Source organism: Streptomyces sp. NPDC052687, from assembly GCF_040678395.1.
In the GTDB taxonomy this organism is placed as follows: Bacteria; Actinomycetota; Actinomycetes; order Streptomycetales; family Streptomycetaceae; genus Streptomyces.
Window position 1 is genome coordinate 13,413 of the sequence record NZ_JBFATR010000009.1, and the last position, 21,563, is coordinate 34,975.

Here is a 21,563-nt window from a genome sequence, read left to right on the forward strand (position 1 = left end):
GGTGGCCTTGCTCCGTGCCGGTGCCGCGCCTCCGACGGGGCACGCGAAGCGAAGAGGCGTTCCTTTCCGGCCCCTTCGCTGAATTTCGGTCATCCGACTACGGAATGAAAGATTCGATCAACTGTTCAGGTAAGTTCATGTCCACCTCACCGCATGGGCAACTTCCGCCTCATGCGAAACATGTCAGGGGGACATGGATGCGTAGCCGCAAAACCCGTCGGACTGTTGTACTCGCGGCACTCCTCGTACCGTTCATGGGAGCGCTGACACCCATGTCGGCTCAGGCTCACGAGTCACAAGGGGCCTTGACCGCGCCCTCCGTGAGCAGTGCTGACGGGACGGCAGAAACGCGGATCATCGGAGGAACCAAGCCCGAGTCCCGCGGGATGGCCGCTATATCGCTGGATGGGAATCCTCATTGCAGCGGGTCGATAATCGACAACTACTGGATTCTCACTGCCAAACACTGCGTCAGGGCCGACGGCGGCGACGGGGACAAGTACGCCTACAGCAGGCTCAAGGTACGTGTGAAGAGCGTTTACTCGGACAGTGGTGGAGGCGTTGTCGGCGTTTCCCTCACGAAGTCGCGGGACAGGCATGACCTGGCGCTGATCAAGCTCAACCGGTCGGCGAACGCGGAGCCCGTACGCATGGCCACGAAGCACTCCGCAGTCGGTGCGACCACCTATGTATTCGGCTACGGAACGAACTCCACCAGCGGCGCCAGTGATCACCGACTGCGCCGGGGAACCGAACGCGTCCTGGACAACTCTTTCCCGGGAATCCTGACCACGGCGATCGACGGAAAGCCGTGCCACGGGGACTCCGGTGGTCCGCTGTTCAAGCTGGTCGACGGAAAGCGGTACCAGATCGGCGTCGTCTCCAGGCTTCCGCAGGGCGACCCCCTGGACTGTTCGGCAGGGCGCACGGTCTACTCGTCCGTGCCCAACAGCCTGGACTGGATCAACGGAGTCATGCGGGACTTCTGACAGATCTCGCACGAGCAATGCCCGCTGGCCGATGCAGCGGGCATTGCTGCACCCGTCCGCGTACACGAAGGTTAGGTTCTGTCACTCTCATGCCGGTTCGCTCGCTGAAACACCTGGCCGTGCCCGCTCTCCTCGCCGGTGCCCTGCTTCTGCCCGGCATCCCAGCCACGGCGGCCGAGCAGGCGCCACCGATCAGTACGGGGGCGGTGTTCAACAACCCAAGAGGCACCACGGCACAGAAGAATGCGGTGAAGAACCACATCATCACCGCGATCAACAATACGCAGAGCGGTCGAATGATCCGGTCCGCGCTCTATGCGCTGAAGGATCAGGATTATACTGATGCGCTCATCGCGGCGGACCGCCGCGGAGTCGCCGTGCGGGTGGTCCTGGACGCGAAGTTCAAATCCTCAGCGGCTACGCAGAATTTGATCTCCGCGCTCGGCGCCGATAAGTCGAAGGACTCCTGGGTGCATGTCTGCACATCGGGAGCTGCCTGCATCGCCACGGGGCGAAGCAGCATGATCAACCACAACAAGTTCTTCACGTTCTCGCGGATCGGTGACGCAGGAGAAGCGGAGGACGTGGTGATCCAGACCTCCGCGAACCAGACCTCACTCAATACGGAGAAGTACTGGAACAATGCTTACACCGTCGTGGGCAACACGGCACTGTACACCGCGTATCGTGATTACTTCAACGACTTGGCGGCGATGAACAAGAACGCGAACTACTTCACCAGCGGAAAGGTGGGTAAAGAGAAGTACTACTTCTTCCCTCAGAAGTCCGGGGACATCGTGGTGAGTGTCCTGAACAACCTTTCATGTGGTGGGGGCGCCACAGTGCGGGTCGCGGCGTTCGCACTGCACCGGGATGCGGTGGCGCAAAAGCTGAGGTCGTTGGCCGACCAAGGGTGCTCCGTGCGCATCGTCTTCAATGACAGCAACGACGTCAGTAAACTTTCCGGGCACAGAAACATTGCTCTGCGCCAGCTGAGCACAGACGATGGCTACCTCGTTCACTCCAAGTATGTGCTGATCGAAGGTGACTACGCCGGGCACGCGAACACGAAGTGGACCTTTACCGGATCTCATAACCTCGATGAGTCATCGCTGCGCGATAACGACGAGGCGATGCTCAGGCTGGAGGGTGCGGGGCCACACGACGCCTTTCGCCAGAACTTTGAAAGTATGTTCGCTGTCGCGACTCCCGCCGGCTAGTCCCTCATGAGAACCGTGGGCTTGGTTCCCGGCCTGCGGAGGGCCTGTGGCACGCCCGAGATCGGTCGTGCCACGTTGGGCGCCGGTTCTTCGCCCTGTCGTCTCCCGGCGGTAAGCCGGGCGTGAGACTGCTGCGCACCACGCGCGTCCGCAGCGTGGACCAGTGGCGCGCAGTACGCCTCCTGTCCCGTAGATTGCCTGGTGGGCGACTGAACCTACGCGAGGGGACAGACAGCAAGGTGGCAGGGGCAAGGCAGGCCGTGCGCGAGGCCCGCAGGATCGTCGTCAAGGTGGGTTCCTCGTCGCTGACCACCGCCTCGGGCGGACTGGACGCCGACCGGGTGGACGCGCTCGTCGACGTCCTGGCGAAGATCCGCAGCGGTGGCGAGAAGGAGATCGTGCTGGTCTCCTCGGGCGCCATCGCCGCCGGACTCGCCCCGCTGGGGCTGCGCCGCCGCCCCCGGGACCTGGCCCGCCAGCAGGCCGCCGCCAGCGTCGGCCAGGGCCTCCTCGTGGCCCGCTACACCGCCTCCTTCGCCCGCTACGGCGTCCGCGTCGGCCAGGTGCTGCTCACGAGCGACGACATGAGCCGCCGGGCCCACCACCGCAACGCCTCCCGCACCCTCGACAAGCTCCTCGCGATGGGCGCGTTCCCGATCGTGAACGAGAACGACACGGTCGCCACCGACGAGATCCGCTTCGGCGACAACGACCGGCTCGCCGCCCTCGTCGCCCACCTCGTCCACGCCGACCTGCTCGTCCTGCTCTCCGACGTGGACGGCGTCTACGACGGCGACCCCGGCAAGCCCGGCACCTCGCGGATCGCGGAGGTGCGCGGCCCGCGGGACCTCGCGGACGTGGAGATCGGCAGCGCCGGCAAGGCCGGGGTCGGCACCGGCGGCATGGTGACCAAGGTCGAGGCCGCCCGGATCGCCGCCGCCGCGGGCATCCCCGTCGTGCTGACCAGCGCCGTCCACGCGGCCGACGCGCTCACCGGCCAGGACACCGGCACCTACTTCCACCCCACCGGCAAGCGCTCCGCCGACCGGCTGCTGTGGCTGCAGCACGCCTCCACCCCGCAGGGCGCGCTGACCCTGGACGACGGGGCGGTACGGGCCGTGGTGGAACGGCGCACCTCGCTGCTGCCGGCCGGCATCGCCGCCGTCGAGGGCGAGTTCAGCGCGGGCGACCCGGTCGAGCTGCGCGACGGCTCCGGGCGGGCGGTGGCGCGCGGGCTGGTCAACTTCGACGCCAAGGAGATCCCCCGGCTGATCGGGCGCTCCACCCGGGAGCTGGCCCGCGAACTGGGCCCGGCGTACGAGCGCGAGGTGGTCCACCGCGACGACCTGGTGCTCCTGCACTCCTGACGGCACCGCACGGCCCGTGCGGCGAAATTCTGTCACCGCGTCCGCACAGAGCGTAAAGACATCCGTACGCGCGGCCGGAATGCGGTGAATCGTCCGCCTCGGGTGGTGGACGTTCCGCAAAAGTGCCACACGAACACTCGGGGACTGCTCAACTTTGTGTCGAGGGCGCAGTTCCGTCACGTGTGAAGGAGGCCGTCGTGAGACGAGTACGCCCTGGGGCGACGGCGCCCCGCGGTGGTGCCGGCTCCCGCTCGGCCGGTGCGGACCGGGCTGCGCTGACCAGCGTGGCGGCCGGGGACCGCTTCGAGGGCGAGGAGCCCGCCGACCTGCCCCGGCTGTGGCACGTCACCCTCAGCGTCTCCGGCGAGGCCGCCCCGCTGACCGAGGTCCGGCGGTCCCTGGAACAGCTGGCCCACGACCACCCCTTCCTGCTGACCAGCCGCTACGCCGGGGACCACGCCGAGATCCGGTACTGGGAAGAGGCCCGCGACCTGCACGACGCGGCGGCCGTGGCGCTGCGCCTGTGGGGCGAGCACCGGCAGTCCGCCGGGCTGCCGCCCTGGGAGATCGTCGGCCTGGAGGTCATCGACCGGGCCACCTACCACCAGCGGCTCGCCGAGGGCTACGGACCGCCCCCGGCGAGCCCGGTCGGCGTTCACCCGTTCTGACCCCCTTTGCCCGCGCCTCAGGGGCGCTCCGGAACGCGTCTCAGGGGCGCTCCGAAACCGTCTCGGGGTGTGGAACGGGCGAGGAACCGGCCCGTCCGGCGCACTACCCTTCCCTCATGACCACGCTCTCGCCGTACGACTCGATGTCCCCGGTCACCCAGGCCGCCTACCGCGCCAAGGCCGCCGCCGCCGACCTCGCGCCGCTGCCGCGGTCCGTGAAGGACGACGCGCTGCTCGCCATCGCGGACGCGCTGGAGGTCCGGACGAGCGAGATCGTCGAGGCCAACGCCAAGGACGTGGCCAAGGCCCGGGAGAGCGGCACCAGCGAGGGCATGATCGACCGGCTCACCCTCACCCCGGAGCGGGTCCGCGCCATCGCCGCCGACGTGCGCGACGTGGCCGCGCTGCCCGACCCGGTCGGCGAGGTGGTGCGCGGCTCCACCCTGCCCAACGGCATCGACCTGCGCCAGATCCGGGTGCCGCTCGGCGTCGTCGGCATCATCTACGAGGGCCGCCCGAACGTGACGGTCGACGCCGCCGCCCTGTGCCTGAAGTCCGGCAACGCGGTGCTGCTGCGCGGCTCGTCCTCGGCGTACCAGTCGAACACCGCGCTGGTCCGCGTGGTGCGCGACGCCGTCGGCGGCGCCGGCCTGCCCGCCGACGCCGTCCAGCTCGTCCCCGGCGAGAGCCGCGACAGCGTGCGCGAGCTGATGCGTGCCCGCGGCCTGGTCGACGTGCTCATCCCGCGCGGCGGCGCCTCCCTGATCAACACGGTCGTCCAGGAGTCCGTCGTCCCGGTCATCGAGACCGGCACCGGCAACTGCCACGTCTACGTCGACGCGCAGGCCGACCTCGACATGGCCGTCGAGATCCTCATCAACTCCAAGGCCCAGCGGGTCGGCGTCTGCAACGCCGCCGAGACCCTGCTCGTCCACCAGGACATCGCCGCCGAGTTCCTGCCGCGCGCCCTGGACGCCCTCGCGGACGCCGGGGTCACCGTGCACGCCGACGAGCGGGTGATGGCGTACGCCAAGGACTCCAGGGCGACGGTGGTCGAGGCCACGCCGGAGGACTGGGAGACCGAGTACCTGTCGTACGACATCGCCGCGGCGGTCGTCGACTCGCTCGACAAGGCCGTGGAGCACATCCGGCTGTGGACCTCCGGCCACACCGAGGCCATCGTCACCACCTCGCAGCAGGCCGCCCGCCGGTTCACCCAGCTGGTCGACTCCACCACCGTCGCCGTGAACGCCTCCACCCGGTTCACCGACGGCGGTCAGTTCGGCTTCGGCGCCGAGATCGGCATCTCCACGCAGAAGCTGCACGCCCGCGGCCCGATGGGCCTGCCCGAGTTGACCAGCACGAAGTACATCGTCACCGGCGACGGGCACGTGCGGCGCTGAGGCGCGCGAGCCGGGCGCGCGCCGTCCGGCCGCGCGGTCCGGTATGCGGATGAATTTCCCTACCGTCTGCCCAAACCGACCCCCCAGGTCTACTCTGGATGCGTGCCGGAGGACGTGGGGGGTTCGCCGTTCCGTGACGGCTGGGAGCCCGACGACGACCACGACCGCGGGGTGTCGGACGAAGAGTTCGCCTCCGTGGTCTTCGACGAGGCCTTCATACGGGCGGCCGTGGTGCACGAGCCGACCGCCGTGGAGCGCCTCCTGGCCGCGGCCCAGGCCAGAGCGGAGGCCTCCGAGGCGGAGGCCCGTCGCACCCACGGCCGAGGCGAGCGCTACGACGACGGGTACGGCGGCCACGAGCCGGGCGCGTTCGGTCATGATCCGGACTTCGACGGCCCGGACGACCCCGACCTCCTCGACGGCCCGGGCATCGGCGCCGGGCCCTACGGCCGGCACGGCCGCTGGCACCGCCCCGTGGCCTGGCTGCTCGCCGTGGTGATGGGCGTCGGCATGATCGCCCTGGCCTTCGCCGCCGTCTACCGCGGCGCCTCCTCGGGCCGCCAGGACCAGGTGCCGCCGCCCGCCTCCACCGGCCTGGAACAGGGCGGCACGGCCGGTCCCTCGGCCTCCGCGGACTACTCCCGCCCGGCCGTCTCGGCCGTCCCGCGCACCCCCTGACGACGACGCTCCCCCACGGGTGAGGGCCAGTCAGGAGTTGGCCGGACGGTGCGTTTACCGCGTCGCCGGCAGACCTACCCTGAAGATATGGGCGGGCCTGGAGACCCACCCGAGGGGACACCCGACGGCGCCCCCAACGGTGCGGACGACGAGTACCGATCCGTCGTGTTCGACGAGTCGTTCGTCCGCGCTGCCCGCCTCCAGGAGTTCTCCGCGCGGGAACGCATCACCGACCACGCGCCCGCCGTCCGCCGCCGCCCCCCGGCCCGCCGCCGACTGCCCCGGCAGGCCCTCATCCTGGTCCTGCTGATCGCCGTCGCCTTCGGCACCGCGATCTACATGGGCGTACGCCACCCCTATCCGGCCACCCCGACCGCCCGGCCGCCCGCCGTCGAACCGCTGCGCATGACCGTCGTCCCGCTCGCCCCGCGCGGCCCCGTCCCCGGCACCACCGACATCGAACGGCTGTACGAGGCGAGTCCCGCCGCCGGGTTCCGGACCGGCGCCGAGGGCATCCCGCTGCCCGCCGCCCGCCGCACCGACCACTTCTCCGACGGCCAGGTCCTCACCGCCCTCACCACGGCCAAGGACTACGTCGTGCGCTCCTCGCTCTACCCCGAGGTGCTCACCGGCGGCCAGGTCCGCCCCGTACGGGTCCTCCTCGACGCCGACCAGCTGGCCCAGTTCGACCGCAGCTTCGACCACCCGGCGGCCGACGGCCGGCACGCCCCCACCGGCTGGCTGGTCCGCTTCGACCCGGCCGGCGTCGAACTGGCCGCCCCCGGCATCCGCGTCCACGGCAGCCTGCGCGCCGAGGAGGCCGACGCGTCCACCCTGGAGGTCACCTCCGACCACACGTTCGTGTACGCGCTGCGGCCGGCCGGGGCCGGCGCCGCCGCCGAGGCGTCCCTGTTCACCGTCCGCCGCGAGCTGCACTTCCGCTTCGACCGCGAGGACCTGCGGCTCCACCAGACCCGGCTGACCGGGTCCCGGCTCCAGGCCGGACCGATGTCCTGCGCCGAGGACGCCACCGCCCGGCTGCGCCCGCTGCTCGCCGGCCAGACCGCCAAGGAAGGCGGCCCGGCCGGCACCGACCCGTACGCCCTGCACGGCGTCCCCGCGCTGTGCGGCACCCTCGCGGACAGCGCCCAGCCCAGGGTCTAGCCCAGGGTCTAGCCCAGGCGCGCACGGGTGTCCGCCAGGCCGGTCCCGGGGGGCGTACGTCAGGCCGGCCCGGGGGCGTACGTCAGGCCGGTCGAGGCAGGGTGTCCGCCAGGCCGGTCTGCTGCCCGGTCTAGTCCCCCTGACCCTGCTCCGGCGCGTCCCCGGAGGGGCGGTCCTTGCGCGGTGCGCCGGTGAAGCCGCCCCAGCCGCGCCGCATCCGGTCGCCCAGGTCCCCGGCGCCCCCGGCGATGTCCGTGACCAGCTTCATCAGCGGGTCCTTCGACTCGCGCACCTCCGACGCGTAGTGCGCCGCCGACTCGCGCAGCGACTCCGAGACCCTGGCCTCCTTGTCGTCGCCCCGCTTCGGGTAGTGGCCGTCCATGATCCGCTGGTAGTCGCGGGTGGCCGCCCACTTCTTCAGCTCGGCCGCGCGGACCGTGGCGAAGGGGTGCGAGCGCGGCAGCACGTTGAGGATCTTCAGCACCGAGTCGCGCAGATCGCCGGCCGCCTCGTACTCGTCGGCCTGCTCCAGGAACGCGTCCACGTTCATCTCGTGCAGATGGTTGCCGCCCGCCAGCTTCATCAGGCCCCGCAGCGAGGCGTGCAGGTCCTGCCCCACCAGCAGGCCCGCGCGGTCCGCGGACAGCTCCGACTTGCGGAACCACTCGCGCAGCGCGGTCACGATCGCCATCACCGCCATGTTGCCGAGCGGGATCCACGCCACCCGCAGGGCGAGACTGGTCAGGAACAGCAGGATCGTGCGGTACACGGCGTGCCCGGACAGGGCGTGGCCGACCTCGTGGCCGACCACCGCCCGCATCTCCTCCTCGTCCAGCAGCTCCACCAGCCCCGTGGTGACCACGATGACCGGCTCGTCCATGCCCACGCACATCGCGTTCGGCTGCGGGTCCTGCTGGACGTACATCGGCGGGACCTTCTCCAGGTCCAGGATGTAGCAGGCGTCCATCAGCATCGTGTGCAGATGCGGGAACTGCCGGTCGGAGACGCGCACCGAGTCGGACAGGAACAGCAGCCTCAGGCTCCGCTCGGGCAGCAGGCCGCTGAGCGCCTTGAAGACGGTGTCGAAGCCGCTGAGCCGGCGCAGCGCCACCAGCGCCGAGCGGTCGGCCGGATGCTCGTAGGCCCGCGAGGAGATCTCCGGGAAACGCCGGCGCCGCCTGCCGGGCAGCTGCTCGGATCCGGACTGCGGATGGTCGTAGGACATCGGGTCCCCCAGATGCGTCGGTGTGCCCGGCCCGGACACCGTGCCCGGACCGTCTGCGGTCGCGGTGCCCCCGAGGCGACCTCCAGCCTAGAACCTGCCTTCCGGGGCAGACCGCGGGCGGAGTTACCGTGGACGGGCAGCACAGCGAAGGAGCCCCACGTCATGGAGTACAACGCCGCGTCCGCCTGGCTCATGGCCGCCGAGCAGCAGGGGGCCGGGAATCTCCTCCGGGTCGTCCTGGTCGTGATGCTGGTGGGGTGCGTGCTGACCGCCTGGTTCCTGCTGCGGGGGTACAGGCGGAAGGACGACTGAGCGCGCCCGAAGGTTGCCCGACACCGGAGTCGGGGTGATCGCGGCGGAGCGGCCCGCATACGATGGGCCGACATCTTTATCCCGCCCACACGCGATAGGTCCTGACGAAGATGAGCCTCCACACCACCACCGCCCAGCTGGTCACCCTCGCCTCCGAGGGCGGGGAGCACGGCGGCAACCACGAAAGCCTCAGCCCGCTGCTCACCGGCGGTGGCGCCTTCGTCATCCTCATGCTGCTGCTGTGGGTGACCACCCGCTTCAACCGCGACCGCTGACGGACGCCCGCGGGGGCCGGGGACGACTCCGCCCGTCGGGGCACACGGGCCGGGCCGGTAGGGTCTGCACGCATGGGGAAGCAGGACATGCCTACCGGTCCGGTGAACGACACACCGCAGGGCACCAGCGGCGGCGGCAAGCGCCGCCTCGGCGTCATGGGCGGAACGTTCGACCCGATCCACCACGGCCACCTGGTGGCCGCCAGCGAGGTCGCCGCGCAGTTCCGCCTCGACGAGGTCGTCTTCGTGCCGACCGGCGAGCCCTGGCAGAAGAGCCACCGCACCGTGTCCCCGGCCGAGGACCGCTACCTCATGACGGTCATCGCGACCGCCGAGAACCCCCAGTTCTCGGTCAGCCGCATCGACATCGACCGCGGCGGCCCCACCTACACCGTGGACACCCTGCGCGACCTGCGCGCGCTCAACCCCGACACCGACCTGTTCTTCATCACCGGCGCCGACGCCCTCGCCCAGATCCTCACCTGGCGGGACACCGAGGAGCTGTTCTCGCTGGCGCACTTCATCGGGGTCACCCGCCCGGGACACCACCTGGACGACCCCGGCCTGCCCGAGGGCATCGTCTCGCTCGTCGAGGTCCCCGCCCTCGCCATCTCCTCCACGGACTGCCGCGCGCGAGTCGCCAAGGGAGACCCCATCTGGTATCTGGTGCCCGACGGAGTCGTGCGCTACATCACCAAGCGCGAGCTGTACCGCGGCGAGTGAGCCGAGAGGGGCACCGGTGAACGACCGATACGACGCGGGCTACGGGGGCGAGGACCAGTACCAGCTCGTCGGCTACGACGAGTACGGCCGCCCCGTGTACCAGCAGGCGCAGCAGCAGCCGTACGACCCCCCGTACGACCCGTACGACCCCTACGGGCAGCAGCAGGCCGCCTCCCAGGGCTACCCGCAGAACCCCCAGGGCTACCCGCAGACCCCCCAGGGCTACGGCTACGACCCGTACCCGACGGGCCAGCAGCCGCCCAGCCCGTCGTACGACACCTACGGAACCGGCCAGGAGCCCTCGTACGGCTCCTACGACGGCTACGCGGGCCACGAGGGCCAGGAGGGCCAGGAGGGTCACGGCGCCGCCTACGGGCAGCAGGCCGCCGCCCCGCAGCCCCGGGTCGCCGAGCAGACCGCCCACATCCCGCAGCAGGCCGGACCGGCCGACGACGCCCCCGCGCGGGACGACGTCCATGACGGCCATGACGGCCATGACGGCCGTGACGGCCGTGACGGCCGGGACGACCGCGACTACCGCACCGAGCAGTTCTCGTTCGTCGAGGAGCCCGACGGCGACTCCGAGGACGTCATCGACTGGCTGAAGTTCACCGAGAACCGCACCGAGCGCCGCGAGGAGGCCCGCCGCCGCGCCCGCAGCCGGCTCATCGCCCTGGCCGTCGTCCTCGCCCTGGTCGCGGCCGGCGGCGTCGGCTGGCTCTGGTACGCCGGGAAGCTGCCCGGACTGTCCTCGTCCGACGGCACCACCGGCACCACGGCCGCCGCCGGCGCCCAGAAGCGCGACGTGATCGTCGTCCACCTGCACGACACCAAGAAGGGCGGCACCTCCACCGCCCTGCTCGTCGACAACACCACCACCAAGCAGGGCACCACCGTCCTGCTGCCCAACTCCCTCGCCCTGACCGGCGACGACGGCACGACCACCACCCTCGCCAAGTCCGTCGAGGACGACGGCTCCACCGGCACCCGCGAGGCTTTGGACACCGTCCTCGGCACCTCCATCCAGGGCACCTGGCGCCTGGACACCCCCTACCTGCAGAACCTCGTCGACCTCGTTGGCAACATCGAGATCGACACCGACACCGACGTGCCCGACCCGGAGGCCGCGAAGAAGGGCCAGGCGCCCCTGGTCAACCAGGGGCAGAACCAGACCCTCAGCGGCAAGATGGCCGTCGCCTACGCCACCTACCGTGCCCCCGGCGAGGCCCCCGACGCCCAGCTGCAGCGGTTCGGGCAGGTCCTGCAGGGCGTGCTGCGCAAGATGTCCTCGGACCCCGAGGCCGCGACGACCACCGTCCAGACCCTGGCGCAGATCCTCGACCCGTCGCTCACCGACAAGGACCTCGGCACCTTCCTGGCCGCCCTGTCCGACCTCGCCAAGAGCGGCGACCACAGGACCGCGATGCTGCCCGTCCAGGCCGACGGCACGCTGACCGCCGAGGCCAGCGACAGCGTGGTCGGGGACGTCCTCGGCGGCACCGCCAAGAGCCCCGACCAGGGCGCCGCCGTGCGCGTCTCGGTGCGCAACGCCAGCGGGGTGAAGGACAACACCGAAAAGGCCCGCGTGGTCCTCCTCAACGGCGGCTTCACCTTCCTGGAGAGCGGCACGGCGGCCGCCCAGGGCACCTCGAAGGTGCTCTACGCCGAGGCCGCCGACCGGCAGAACGCCACCGAGGTCGCCAAGACCCTCGGCCTGCCCGAGAGCGCCGTCACCAAGGGCGAGGTGACCTCCAACGCGAACGTGTCGGTCGTCCTCGGCCGGGACTACGCGCCGTAGCCCCGCGCGGGCCCCGCGTAATGGCGTGGGGCCCCGTCGGCGGCCGTGAGACCCTGGAAGACAAACGACCGCCGACGGAAAGCCTTGTAGTGACCGCGACCGACCGCTCTCTCGAACTGATCACCACCGCCGCCCAGGCGGCGGCCGACAAGCTCGCCCACGACGTCATCGCCTACGACGTCAGCGACGTGCTGTCGATCACGGACGCCTTCCTGCTGGCGTCCGCCCCCAACGACCGCCAGGTCAAGTCGATCGTCGACGAGATCGAGGAACGGCTCCTGAAGGAGCTCGGGGCCAAGCCCGTGCGCCGCGAGGGCGACCGCGAGTCCCGCTGGATCCTGCTCGACTACGTCGACATCGTCGTCCACGTCCAGCACAGCGAGGAGCGCGTCTTCTACGCCCTGGAGCGGCTGTGGAAGGACTGCCCCGAGATCGAGCTGTCCGAGGACGCCCGGGCGACCCGCGGCAAGGCCGAGGAGCACGTCAAGCTCCAGGCCGCCCAGGAGGAGGCCGCCGAGGCGGCCGGTGAATGGCGGTGAGCGCCACCGGTGAGGTGACCGCCGGGATCCAGGGCCGCCGCGTCATCCTGTGGCGGCACGGGCAGACCTCGTGGAACGTGGAGCGCCGGTTCCAGGGCACCACGGACGTCGCGCTGACCGAGACCGGCGTCGCCCAGGCGCGCCGCGCGGCCCGGCTGCTGGCCTCCCTGCGGCCCGACGCGATCGTCGCCTCCGACCTGTCGCGCGCCGCGGACACCGCGGCCGAGCTGGCCGCGCTCACCGGCCTCGACGTCACCCTCGAAGAGGGCCTGCGCGAGACCTACGCGGGCGTCTGGCAGGGCCTGACGCACGACGAGATCCTCGCCCGGTACGGCGAGGAGTACGCCGCGTGGAAGCGCGGCGAGCCGGTCCGCCGCGGCGGCGGCGAGCTGGAGACCGAGGTCGCCGACCGCGCGGCGCCCGTCGTGCTCCGGCACGCCGAGAAGCTGCCCGAGGACGGCACCCTCGTGGTGGTCAGCCACGGCGGCACGATCCGCACCACCATCGGCCGGCTGCTCGGCCTGGACGCCCGCCACTGGGAGAGCCTGGGGGGCCTGTCCAACTGCTGCTGGTCGGTGCTCGGCCAGGGCGCCCGCGGCTGGCGGCTGCTGGAGCACAACGCCGGCACCCTGCCGGAGCCGGTCCTCGGCGACGACGACTGAGGGGCCGCGGGGCCGTCGTACGGCCGTCGGACGGCCCCGGGGGACCCGGATTTCACTTTCCGGCAGGTCGCAGGCTAAAGTTCTTCTTGTTCGCCCGGCCGAGCGGGGAGAACGCAAGGGGCTATAGCTCAGTTGGTAGAGCGCCTGCATGGCATGCAGGAGGTCAGGAGTTCAATTCTCCTTAGCTCCACAGGACGAATCCCGTCCCTCTCAGGGGGGCGGGATTTTTCGTCTGTGGCCTTCCGGTCCTCGAACGGTCGTGAACGGATGTGACCCGAGAGGCGTATACCTCTGTGGTGACGCGTGGACGGGTGCCGTGTCCGGACTGGTACCCCGGCGTCGCTGACCGTGTCGCTCCGGTCGTGGCAGAATCAAACGGCCGGAAGGGGGCGCGGCCCGACGGGAGGGAGTAGCGATGCCTTCGAGCATCCTCGAGGAGGTCGGCCACCTCCTCGGCGAAGCAGCGTTGATACGGCACACGGCCACCCGGCTCAGCTGCCCTTCCTGCGGTTCCGCGCACGTCGCCCAAGTCCTCGGTGACAACGGCGGAATCTCCTACGTGTGCACGGCCTGCGGCCACAGCTGGAGCTGATCGATGGGTGCCCACAGGCGGAAGTGCGACTGGTGCGGCAGCGGTACGCCGATCGTCCGGGACATGGAACCGGTGAACCCCGACTACCAGTACTGGTGCGAGGAATGCGCGCGGGCGCTGATCATAAAAGGCGACCCCATCGAGACGTACCGCGAGCTGGAGGGCGAGCCGATCTACGGCCGTCTGCTGGAGGAGCACTGCACGCTCAAGCGGTTCTACTCGTTCGTGACGGCCTGAGCGCGGCGCACAGCAGAAACGCGCAGCCGGCCGCCGCGTAGAGGCCGCAGAGCAGCAACTCGGTGCCGCCCTGGTGCAGTTCGGGCCGCTTCGCGCCGTGCGGCACCCACCACAGGGCGTACGAGCCGAAGATCAGCGCGGTGCCCGCGGCGACCGCGCGGTGGCCCTGTGCGGCCAGGAGCAGCACCACGGGCACGCACCACACCCAGTGGTGCGACCAGGACACCGGGCAGATCAGCAGCGCCGTCACCGCGCACCCGAGCACCGCCCACGCGCGCTGCCCGCGCAGCTCCGCCCGGACCGCCACGGCCAGCCCGGCGGCGCCCACGAGGGCCGCCGCGACCGCCCAGGCGGCCCCCGGGTCCGGGGTGTGCAGCACGCGGGCCAGGACGCCGCGCAGCGCCTGGTTCGCGGTCTCCTCGGCGTGCCCGACCCGCCCCGCGCGGAACACCATGCAGCTCCAGAACCGCCAGGAGTCGTACGGCAGGACGGCCGCCGCGAGCAGGGTGGCGCCGGCGAACGCGGCCGCCGCCCCGCGCGCGTGGCGCAGCCAGGGCCCGCCGGTGCCGTGCGCGCGGTGGGCGACGACGCCGGTGGCGAGCAGGAACACCGCGAACAGCGCGGGCGTCAGCTTCACCGCCGCCGCGAGGCCGATGCCGAGCCCGGCCAGCCGGTCGCCGGGGCGGCGGGTGAGGTCCCACAGGACCAGCACCGCCAGCAGCAGGTTGACCTGGCCGTAGCGCAGGGTCGTCCACACCGGTTCGCACCACACGGCCACCGCCGCGACCCACCACACGGTGTCCACGCGCGCGTGCCCGACGAGCCGCAGCGACAGCCGGACGAAGACGACCAGCAGGGCGAGGTTCCCGGCCGTCGCGAGGGTGCGCAGCCCGGAGACGTCGAGCAGGGTCAAGGGGGTGAACAGCAGGGCGGCGAAGGGCGGGTAGGTGGTCGGCAGGCGGGCCGCCGTCGTGCGCAGGGCGTACAGATCGCCGCCCGCGCGGACGGTGGCCCCCTCCGCGCGGTACACCATCAGGTCGATCATCGACACCTGCGCGGCCCGCTGCGCGACCCAGAACGCCGCGAACGACAACAGGCAGGCCCCGACGGCGGTGGGTACACGGCGGTGGACCCCGGAGAACGCGATCACGGTCACGAGGGCCGACCATAGCGCCCATATTCGGGCAGACCGGAAACGATTTGGTGTTCCACCGGGGGGACCGTGTAATGTTCTCTGTGTCGCCGCGAGGGAAACCCGAGAGGGAAACCGCAGCGGACGGCACACCGCAAGGGGCTATAGCTCAGTTGGTAGAGCGCTTGCATGGCATGCAAGAGGTCAGGAGTTCAATTCTCCTTAGCTCCACAGTAGATCCCGCCGGGTCAGGACGACCCGGCGGGATTTTTCGTGTCCGCCCCGCCCGGACCGGTCAACCGCTCAGCGGCCGAGGGCGCGGCGCCCGCGCCCCTGGGACAGCACCGGCAGGTTGCGGGAGGCGGTCTTGTCGCGCGGCGCCTCCTCCTCGATCCGCAGGGCGAGCGCCGGGCAGCGGCGCACCGCGCGCAGGGCCTTCGCCTCGGCGTAGCGGGGCACGGCCGCCTGGGCGACGGTCGGGAAGCCGTCGGCGCCCAGCTCGAAGACCTCCGGGAGGATGTCGGCGCACAGTCCGTGCCCCCGGCACAGCGTCCAGTCGACGTAGATCTTCTGGCGGCTGGGGCCGTTCTCCTCGGTCGTGCCGCCGCCGGGGACGCCCGTGGGGGCCATGCCCCCTTCGAAGAGCGGCAGAACGCCCTCCACGGGCCGCCCGCAGCCGTTGCCGAGGACATGGGCGGCCAGGTCGTCGGTGAACGCCTTGATGGTCGACTCCAGGAACATCGCGGAGCCGTCCGGGTGCGAGCACGCGCCGCGCCGCTTGACGTTCCTGGCGACCTGCTTGAGCGCCTCCAGGGCGGCCGGTCCGCCGCCGTTCAGGATGTCCTCCATGCCCCGCGCGGCGGCCGGCAGCCCGAGGTAGCACGGGCCGCACTGGCCGGCGCTCTCCTCCGCCAGCCACTGCGCCACCCGCAGCGACTCGCCGAGCGGGCAGGTCTCCTGGCTGATCGGCAGGATCGCCCCGGCGCCCAGGGAACCGCCCACCGCGTCCAGCGAGTTGCGCGAGACGATCGCCTCGTTCACCGTCGCCGCGTCGATCCACTTGCCGTGGTAGCCGCCGGTCAGCACGCCCTGCGGGACCGGCGGGGCGCCGGCCAGCTGCAGCACGTAGCGCAGCGGCACCCCGGTGGGCACCTCGATCACCATGGGGCGGGCCACCGCCCCGGAGACCGTGAGCAGCACGGTGCCCGGCTCGTCGTACAGGCCGGTGTTGCCGTACCGCTCCGGGCCGATGCGCGCGGCGATGGCCAGCTGGGCGAACGTCTCGGCGTTCGACAGCAGGGTCGGGGCGCCGCCGACGCCGCTGACCGAGGCGCTGATCTTGCGGCCGGGCGGGATCGCCGGGCCGCCGTCGATCGAGCGGATCAGGGAGGCGGCGGCGCCGGTGACCATCCGGACCGGATTGCGCTGCACGCGTGCGCGCAGCGCCGATCTGCGCCCGTTGCTCAGGCCGCGCTCGGCGAGCGCGGCCTCCATGGAGCGCTGGGTGGACTCGCGGGTGACGCCCACCACGAGCGTGCGGGCACCCAGCGCCTCGGCGCACAGCAGCGCGCCGTCCAGGATCAGGTGGGGGGCACGGTTGATCAGCACCGTGTCCTTGCGGCAGGCGGGTTCGTCCTCGCTTCCGTTGATCACCACCACCGGCCGTACGCCGCGGCGGATCGCCGACTCGGCGACCGACCGCAGCTTCTTGTGGAAGGGGAAACCCGCGCCGCCGCGGCCCCTCAGGTTGATGCGTTCGGCGAGCTGCGCGAGCTGCTCGCCGCCCAGGGGTTCGAGCGGCCCGTGCACCTTCAGGTGCATGGGCAGATCGAGTCGTTCGACAAGGTCGAAGCCCGACGTGAGCTGAGGAAGTCCGACCACGCGGACTTCGGGTACGTCGGGCAGGGCCTCGTTCACTTAAAGCCTCCGGAAGGCGTGTTCCAAGGTTCGCCCGAACCCGGTGCGCCGAAGTCGTAGGACGCACCGGGCAGTGTTTCTGTGGCGGGACCGCTGTTGTCGTACGTGTCGTTGGGGTTGTACGTGCCGTACAGGGTGTTCGACTCAACCGTGTCGTAGATCTCGGTGCCGCCGTACCCGTCCGCGCCCGGATTGTCATAGGTCGGGATGGTGTATCCGGTGTCCTGGAGGGGGTCGTACGCCGACGGGGGCGCCTCACCGACCGGCGGCGGGGACGGGATCGGCCAGGAGGCGTCCACGCGGGGCAGCGACGACGAGGTGTCCACGCGGGGCAGCGACGACGAGGTGTCCACGCGGGGCAGTGACGAAGAGGTGTCCACGCGGGGCGGCGTTTCGGTGGGCCGGCCGTCCGGGGCGGGGCGCTGGGAGCGGCGGGGGCGGGACACCGCGCGGTAGGCGGCCGCGAAGCCGGCCGCGGGCTCGGCGGTCCGCTCGCGGCCCGCCCGCGCGGTGTCGTAACCGGGCAGCGGGGAGGGCTCGGCGCCGCCCGCCCGCGCGCGGGCGGCGTCCAGGTCCTCGCGGTCCGGCTGCGCGCCGCCGCCCAGCAGGGCGGTGATCCGGTCGGCGACCCGGCGCTTGACCGGGCGGGGCGCCGAGCGCAGCGCCAGCGCCGCCATCACGCCGACCAGGCACAGGCCGTAGAGGAACACGAAGACCGGCTTGGCCTGGCGGCCGGCGAACAGGCCGTGGACCAGGGCCGCGCACCAGGCCGGGTAGGCCAGCATGTGCATGGTCCGCCAGCGGGCGGCGATCGGGGCGGGGGAGGCGAAGGCGCTGCGCAGGGCGCCGGTGAGGCCGACGAAGACCATGAGCAGTCCGGCCAGCGAGCCGAGCCCGATCAGGCCGGCGCCGCCGGTGACGCCGAGCGAGAACGGGATCAGGGCGGCGAGGATGCCGACGTGGTCCAGGGCCAGTTTGGTGACGACGTGCAGCAGCAGGAAGGCGATCGAGGCGACCGCCGTCGCCCGGTGTACCGCCTGGCCGACGATCCGCTGCCGCGCGTTGAGGAAGATCCGGTCCTGGGCCACCAGGCCCCAGATCACCGAGCAGGTCAGGGAGACCAGGCTGAGCACGCCCGCGCCGAAGTTCAGGAACTCGCGGAAGGTGTCACCTCCGGCCAGGACGAGCACGGGTATGAGGACCAGCGCGGCAGCCGTCGCCACGCCGTAGGCCGAGCGGCCCCGTGCGGCGAGCGAGCTGTTACTGCGACGAGAGTTCATGGGGGTGACTCCGAGCGGTTCGGGAAAGCGGTCCCGGGCCGCACTCTAGGTCGCGCCATACCCACGAGTACGAGGTTTGAGTTATTGCGCTGTTATCAAATGACAATGCCGCCGTTGTGATGCCCCTTAGGGGTTGTTACGCGAAGTAACCGTGATCTTCGTTCAGCTTCTGGACCTTCGTCGCGGCCCGGCCGAGGGCTGCGGTACCCTGACGCCATGCGTGCCGTACGCCTTCTGCTTAGCGGGCCGCGCTGATCAGTACCGGCCACCGGACGAGTCGAGTGGCCGGAATCGGCGCGGCGTCCCCTCCTGTGCGAGGGGATTTTTCGTTTCTCGGCAAGCCGTAGGCAGAGACGATCGATGGAGCTTTGAGGATCATGAGCGAGACGAACCCCGCTGCCACCGCCGGCATGGCTGCGGATGCCGCGCCGCACCGCTACACGGCCGCCCTGGCCGCGGACATCGAGGCACGCTGGCAGGACTTCTGGGACGCCGAGGGCACCTACGCGGCACCCAACCCGAAGGGCGACCTGGCGGGTGACCCCGAGCGGGTCGCCAAGCCCAAGAAGTTCTTCATGGACATGTTCCCGTACCCCTCGGGCGCGGGCCTGCACGTGGGCCACCCGCTGGGCTACATCGCCACCGACGTGTACGCGCGCTTCCACCGCATGACCGGCCACAACGTCCTGCACACCCTGGGCTTCGACGCCTTCGGCCTGCCCGCCGAGCAGTACGCCGTGCAGACCGGCACGCACCCGCGCGTGTCCACCGAGGCCAACATCGAGAACATGAAGGTCCAGCTGCGCCGGCTGGGCCTGGGCCACGACAAGCGCCGGACGTTCGCCACGATCGACCCGGACTACTACAAGTGGACCCAGTGGATCTTCCTGCAGATCTTCAACTCCTGGTACGACCACGACGCGAACAAGGCCCGCCCGATCTCCGAGCTGATCGCCCAGTTCGAGTCCGGTGAGCGCGAGGTGCCCGGCGGCCGCTCCTGGAACGAGCTGAACTCGGTCGAGAAGGCCGACGTCCTGAGCGAGTACCGGCTGGCCTACGCCTCCGACGCGCCGGTCAACTGGTGCCCCGGCCTGGGCACCGTGCTGGCCAACGAGGAGGTCACCGCCGAGGGCCGCTCCGAGCGCGGCAACTTCCCGGTCTTCAAGGCCAAGCTGCGCCAGTGGAACATGCGCATCACCGCCTACGCCGACCGGCTGCTGGAGGACCTGGACGCGCTGGACTGGCCCGAGGCCATCAAGCTGCAGCAGCGCAACTGGATCGGCCGCTCCGAGGGCGCCCGCGTCGACTTCCCCGTCGACGGCGACCACATCACCGTCTTCACCACCCGCCAGGACACCCTGTTCGGCGCCACCTACATGGTGCTGGCGCCCGAGCACCCGCTGATCGACACGATCACCCCGGAGGCCTGGCCGGAGGGCACCCACCAGGTGTGGACCGGCGGCCACGCCACCCCCGCCGAGGCCGTCGCCGCCTACCGCGCGCAGGCCGCCGCCAAGTCCGACGTCGAGCGCCAGGCCGACGCCAAGGAGAAGACCGGCGTCTTCACCGGCGCGTACGCCGTCAACCCGGTCAACGGCGAGCGGATCCCCGTCTTCATCGCCGACTACGTCCTGATGGGCTACGGCACCGGCGCGATCATGGCCGTCCCGGCGCACGACACCCGCGACTTCGCCTTCGCGCGCGCCTTCGAACTGCCGATGCGATGCGTGGTCGAGCCGTCGGACGACCGTGGCACGGACCCGTCCACGTGGGACGACGCCTTCGCCTCCTACGACGCGAAGATCGTCAACTCGTCGGGCGACGACGTCTCCCTGGACGGCCTGGGCGTCGTCGAGGCCAAGGCCCGCATCACCGCGTGGCTGGAGAGCAAGGGCATCGGCGAGGGCACCGTCAACTTCCGCCTGCGCGACTGGCTGTTCAGCCGCCAGCGCTACTGGGGCGAGCCCTTCCCGATCGTCTACGACGAGGACGGCGTCGCCCACGCGCTGCCCGAGTCGATGCTGCCGCTGGAGCTGCCGGAGGTCGAGGACTACAGCCCGCGCACCTTCGACCCGGACGACGCCGACACCCAGCCCGAGACCCCGCTGTCGCGCAACGAGGACTGGGTCAACGTCACCCTGGACCTGGGCGACGGCCGCGGCCCGCGCAAGTTCCGGCGCGAGACCAACACCATGCCCAACTGGGCCGGTTCCTGCTGGTACGAGCTGCGCTACCTGGACCCGCACAACGGCGACAAGCTGGTCGACCCCGAGATCGAGCAGTACTGGATGGGCCCGCGCGAAGGGCAGCCGCACGGCGGCGTCGACCTGTACGTCGGCGGCGCCGAGCACGCCGTACTGCACCTGCTGTACGCCCGCTTCTGGTCCAAGGTCCTGCACGACCTGGGGCACATCGCGTCGTCCGAGCCGTTCCACCGCCTGTTCAACCAGGGCATGATCCAGGCCTACGTCTACCGCGACAGCCGCGGCATCGCCGTGCCGGCCGCCGAGGTCGAGGAGCGCGACGGCGCGTACTGGTACCAGGGCGAGAAGGTCACCCGCCTGCTGGGCAAGATGGGCAAGTCCCTGAAGAACGCGGTGACCCCGGACGAGATCTGCGCCGAGTACGGCGCCGACACCCTGCGCCTGTACGAGATGGCCATGGGCCCGCTGGACGTCTCCCGCCCGTGGGACACCCGCGCGGTGGTCGGCCAGTTCCGGCTGCTGCAGCGGCTGTGGCGCAACATCGTCGACGAGACCACCGGCGAGACGACCGTCGTCGACACCGAGGCCGACGAGGAGACGCTGCGCGCCCTGCACAAGGCGATCGACGGCGTGCGCGGGGACCTGGAGGGCATGCGGTTCAACACCGCCATCGCCAAGATCACCGAGCTGAACAACCACCTGACCAAGGCCAACCGCCCGGTGCCGCGCTCCGTCGCCGAGGCGCTGGTGCTGCTGGTCGCGCCGCTGGCCCCGCACATCGCCGAGGAGCTGTGGCGCAAGCTGGGCCACACCGAGTCGGTGGTGCACCAGGACTTCCCGGTGGCCGACCCGGCGTACGTGGTCGACGAGACCGTCACCTGCGTCGTCCAGATCAAGGGCAAGGTCAAGGCCCGCCTGGAGGTCTCCCCGGGCATCTCCGAGGAGGAGCTGGAGAAGGTCGCGCTGGCCGACGAGAAGGTCGTGGCGGCGCTGGACGGGGCCGGGATCCGCAAGGTGATCGTGCGGGCGCCGAAGCTGGTGAACATCGTTCCGGCGTGAGGACGCCTTCAGCGTTTCTGAGCGGCTGTGAGCGCCGGGCCGTCCCCTAGGGGGTGTGCTCGGGGTTCGATGCGGGCAGGTTCGGGGTTGTCGTGGAACTCCGGGCCTGCCTGTCGCGT

The 21,563-nt window shown here is 71.0% G+C and carries 20 protein-coding genes and 2 tRNA genes; 18 read left to right on the forward strand and 4 right to left on the reverse strand.

All coding sequences use genetic code 11. The features are described 5' to 3' along the window. The first annotated feature begins 320 nt into the window (after positions 1–320). The 7 genes from AB0K92_RS11330 (at position 321) to AB0K92_RS11360 (ending at position 7,489) form a co-directional block, all read left to right on the forward strand. Entirely contained in the window at positions 321–989 is a 669-nt protein-coding gene (locus AB0K92_RS11330; RefSeq protein ID WP_165998508.1) for a trypsin-like serine protease, read from the forward strand. Positions 990–1,078: 89 nt separating this feature from the next. Beyond that, on the forward strand, positions 1,079–2,209 hold the full coding sequence (locus AB0K92_RS11335) for a phospholipase D-like domain-containing protein (RefSeq protein ID WP_165998506.1): 1,131 nt from the start codon (positions 1,079–1,081) through the stop codon (positions 2,207–2,209). A gap of 260 nt (positions 2,210–2,469) precedes the next feature. Then, complete coding sequence (gene proB / locus AB0K92_RS11340) at positions 2,470–3,576, forward strand: glutamate 5-kinase (RefSeq protein WP_365921845.1); 1,107 nt, start codon at positions 2,470–2,472, stop codon at positions 3,574–3,576. Between the two features lie 197 nt (positions 3,577–3,773). Then, positions 3,774–4,244, forward strand: a complete 471-nt coding sequence (locus AB0K92_RS11345; RefSeq protein ID WP_365921666.1) for a hypothetical protein — start codon at positions 3,774–3,776, stop codon at positions 4,242–4,244. 116 nt (positions 4,245–4,360) lie between these two features. Next, positions 4,361–5,647 (forward strand): glutamate-5-semialdehyde dehydrogenase, encoded by a 1,287-nt coding sequence (locus AB0K92_RS11350; RefSeq protein WP_365921668.1) that lies wholly within the window; start codon positions 4,361–4,363, stop codon positions 5,645–5,647. 102 nt (positions 5,648–5,749) lie between these two features. Beyond that, positions 5,750–6,325 carry a hypothetical protein gene (locus tag AB0K92_RS11355; protein ID WP_365921670.1) on the forward strand — a complete coding sequence of 192 codons (576 nt, stop codon included), beginning with the start codon at positions 5,750–5,752 and terminating at the stop codon, positions 6,323–6,325. Between the two features lie 87 nt (positions 6,326–6,412). After that, positions 6,413–7,489: a hypothetical protein gene (locus AB0K92_RS11360; protein WP_365921672.1), complete on the forward strand. Its 1,077-nt coding sequence runs from the start codon at positions 6,413–6,415 to the stop codon at positions 7,487–7,489. 130 nt (positions 7,490–7,619) lie between these two features. On the opposite strand, the gene AB0K92_RS11365 is transcribed toward AB0K92_RS11360, so the two are convergent. Further along, positions 7,620–8,714 carry a M48 family metallopeptidase gene (locus AB0K92_RS11365; RefSeq protein WP_365921674.1) on the reverse strand — a complete coding sequence of 365 codons (1,095 nt, stop codon included), beginning with the start codon at positions 8,712–8,714 and terminating at the stop codon, positions 7,620–7,622. 162 nt (positions 8,715–8,876) lie between these two features. Here AB0K92_RS11365 and AB0K92_RS11370 point away from each other — a divergent pair, with 162 nt between their 5' ends. The 9 genes from AB0K92_RS11370 to AB0K92_RS11410 all read left to right on the forward strand — a co-directional run bounded on the left by AB0K92_RS11370 (position 8,877) and on the right by AB0K92_RS11410 (position 13,852). Continuing rightward, positions 8,877–9,026, forward strand: a complete 150-nt coding sequence (locus AB0K92_RS11370) for a hypothetical protein (RefSeq protein WP_365758837.1) — start codon at positions 8,877–8,879, stop codon at positions 9,024–9,026. Between the two features lie 110 nt (positions 9,027–9,136). Then, entirely contained in the window at positions 9,137–9,301 is a 165-nt protein-coding gene (locus AB0K92_RS11375) for a hypothetical protein (RefSeq protein WP_165998494.1), read from the forward strand. 72 nt (positions 9,302–9,373) lie between these two features. Then, on the forward strand, positions 9,374–10,024 hold the full coding sequence (gene nadD, locus AB0K92_RS11380; RefSeq protein ID WP_365921676.1) for a nicotinate-nucleotide adenylyltransferase: 651 nt from the start codon (positions 9,374–9,376) through the stop codon (positions 10,022–10,024). Between the two features lie 16 nt (positions 10,025–10,040). Continuing rightward, positions 10,041–11,822, forward strand: a complete 1,782-nt coding sequence (locus AB0K92_RS11385; protein WP_365921678.1) for an LCP family protein — start codon at positions 10,041–10,043, stop codon at positions 11,820–11,822. Positions 11,823–11,911: 89 nt separating this feature from the next. After that, entirely contained in the window at positions 11,912–12,361 is a 450-nt protein-coding gene (gene rsfS / locus AB0K92_RS11390; protein ID WP_365921680.1) for a ribosome silencing factor, read from the forward strand. Further along, positions 12,352–13,023 carry a histidine phosphatase family protein gene (locus AB0K92_RS11395; RefSeq protein ID WP_365921682.1) on the forward strand — a complete coding sequence of 224 codons (672 nt, stop codon included), beginning with the start codon at positions 12,352–12,354 and terminating at the stop codon, positions 13,021–13,023. Before rsfS ends, AB0K92_RS11395 begins: the two co-directional genes overlap by 10 nt. A 117-nt stretch (positions 13,024–13,140) precedes the next feature. Next, positions 13,141–13,213 (forward strand) — tRNA-Ala (locus AB0K92_RS11400). Positions 13,214–13,438: 225 nt separating this feature from the next. Next, positions 13,439–13,615, forward strand: a complete 177-nt coding sequence (locus AB0K92_RS11405; protein WP_165998484.1) for a hypothetical protein — start codon at positions 13,439–13,441, stop codon at positions 13,613–13,615. Between the two features lie 3 nt (positions 13,616–13,618). Next, positions 13,619–13,852 (forward strand): hypothetical protein, encoded by a 234-nt coding sequence (locus AB0K92_RS11410; protein WP_003976229.1) that lies wholly within the window; start codon positions 13,619–13,621, stop codon positions 13,850–13,852. On the opposite strand, the gene AB0K92_RS11415 is transcribed toward AB0K92_RS11410, so the two are convergent. Next, a complete protein-coding gene (locus AB0K92_RS11415; RefSeq protein ID WP_365921684.1) occupies positions 13,821–15,008 on the reverse strand; it encodes a glycosyltransferase 87 family protein in 1,188 nt (395 codons plus the stop codon). The genes AB0K92_RS11410 and AB0K92_RS11415 overlap by 32 nt on opposite strands. Positions 15,009–15,142: 134 nt before the next feature. Between AB0K92_RS11415 and AB0K92_RS11420 the strand changes: the two genes are divergently transcribed. Beyond that, positions 15,143–15,215, forward strand: a tRNA-Ala gene (locus AB0K92_RS11420). A 72-nt stretch (positions 15,216–15,287) separates the two neighbouring features. On the opposite strand, the gene AB0K92_RS11425 is transcribed toward AB0K92_RS11420, so the two are convergent. Together AB0K92_RS11425 and AB0K92_RS11430 are read right to left on the reverse strand one after the other, a co-directional pair. Further along, complete coding sequence (locus tag AB0K92_RS11425; RefSeq protein ID WP_365921686.1) at positions 15,288–16,901, reverse strand: NADH-ubiquinone oxidoreductase-F iron-sulfur binding region domain-containing protein; 1,614 nt, start codon at positions 16,899–16,901, stop codon at positions 15,288–15,290. Next, positions 16,898–18,181: a cytochrome b/b6 domain-containing protein gene (locus AB0K92_RS11430; RefSeq protein WP_365921688.1), complete on the reverse strand. Its 1,284-nt coding sequence runs from the start codon at positions 18,179–18,181 to the stop codon at positions 16,898–16,900. The genes AB0K92_RS11425 and AB0K92_RS11430 overlap by 4 nt, the downstream gene beginning before the upstream one ends. A gap of 377 nt (positions 18,182–18,558) precedes the next feature. On the opposite strand from AB0K92_RS11430, the gene leuS reads away from it, so the two are divergent. After that, entirely contained in the window at positions 18,559–21,444 is a 2,886-nt protein-coding gene (gene leuS / locus AB0K92_RS11435; RefSeq protein WP_365921690.1) for a leucine--tRNA ligase, read from the forward strand. Positions 21,445–21,563: the final 119 nt, after the last annotated feature.

Coding starts and splice junctions, on each gene's coding strand:
- AB0K92_RS11335 (WP_165998506.1), top strand. CDS start 1,079: ATGCCGGTTCGCTCGCTGAAACACCTGGCCGTGCCCGCTCTCCTCGCC.
- AB0K92_RS11350 (WP_365921668.1), top strand. CDS start 4,361: ATGACCACGCTCTCGCCGTACGACTCGATGTCCCCGGTCACCCAGGCC.
- AB0K92_RS11360 (WP_365921672.1), top strand. CDS start 6,413: ATGGGCGGGCCTGGAGACCCACCCGAGGGGACACCCGACGGCGCCCCC.
- AB0K92_RS11365 (WP_365921674.1), bottom strand. CDS start 8,714: ATGTCCTACGACCATCCGCAGTCCGGATCCGAGCAGCTGCCCGGCAGG.
- AB0K92_RS11370 (WP_365758837.1), top strand. CDS start 8,877: ATGGAGTACAACGCCGCGTCCGCCTGGCTCATGGCCGCCGAGCAGCAG.
- AB0K92_RS11375 (WP_165998494.1), top strand. CDS start 9,137: ATGAGCCTCCACACCACCACCGCCCAGCTGGTCACCCTCGCCTCCGAG.
- nadD (WP_365921676.1), top strand. CDS start 9,374: ATGGGGAAGCAGGACATGCCTACCGGTCCGGTGAACGACACACCGCAG.
- AB0K92_RS11395 (WP_365921682.1), top strand. CDS start 12,352: ATGGCGGTGAGCGCCACCGGTGAGGTGACCGCCGGGATCCAGGGCCGC.
- AB0K92_RS11405 (WP_165998484.1), top strand. CDS start 13,439: ATGCCTTCGAGCATCCTCGAGGAGGTCGGCCACCTCCTCGGCGAAGCA.
- AB0K92_RS11410 (WP_003976229.1), top strand. CDS start 13,619: ATGGGTGCCCACAGGCGGAAGTGCGACTGGTGCGGCAGCGGTACGCCG.
- AB0K92_RS11430 (WP_365921688.1), bottom strand. CDS start 18,181: ATGAACTCTCGTCGCAGTAACAGCTCGCTCGCCGCACGGGGCCGCTCG.
- leuS (WP_365921690.1), top strand. CDS start 18,559: ATGAGCGAGACGAACCCCGCTGCCACCGCCGGCATGGCTGCGGATGCC.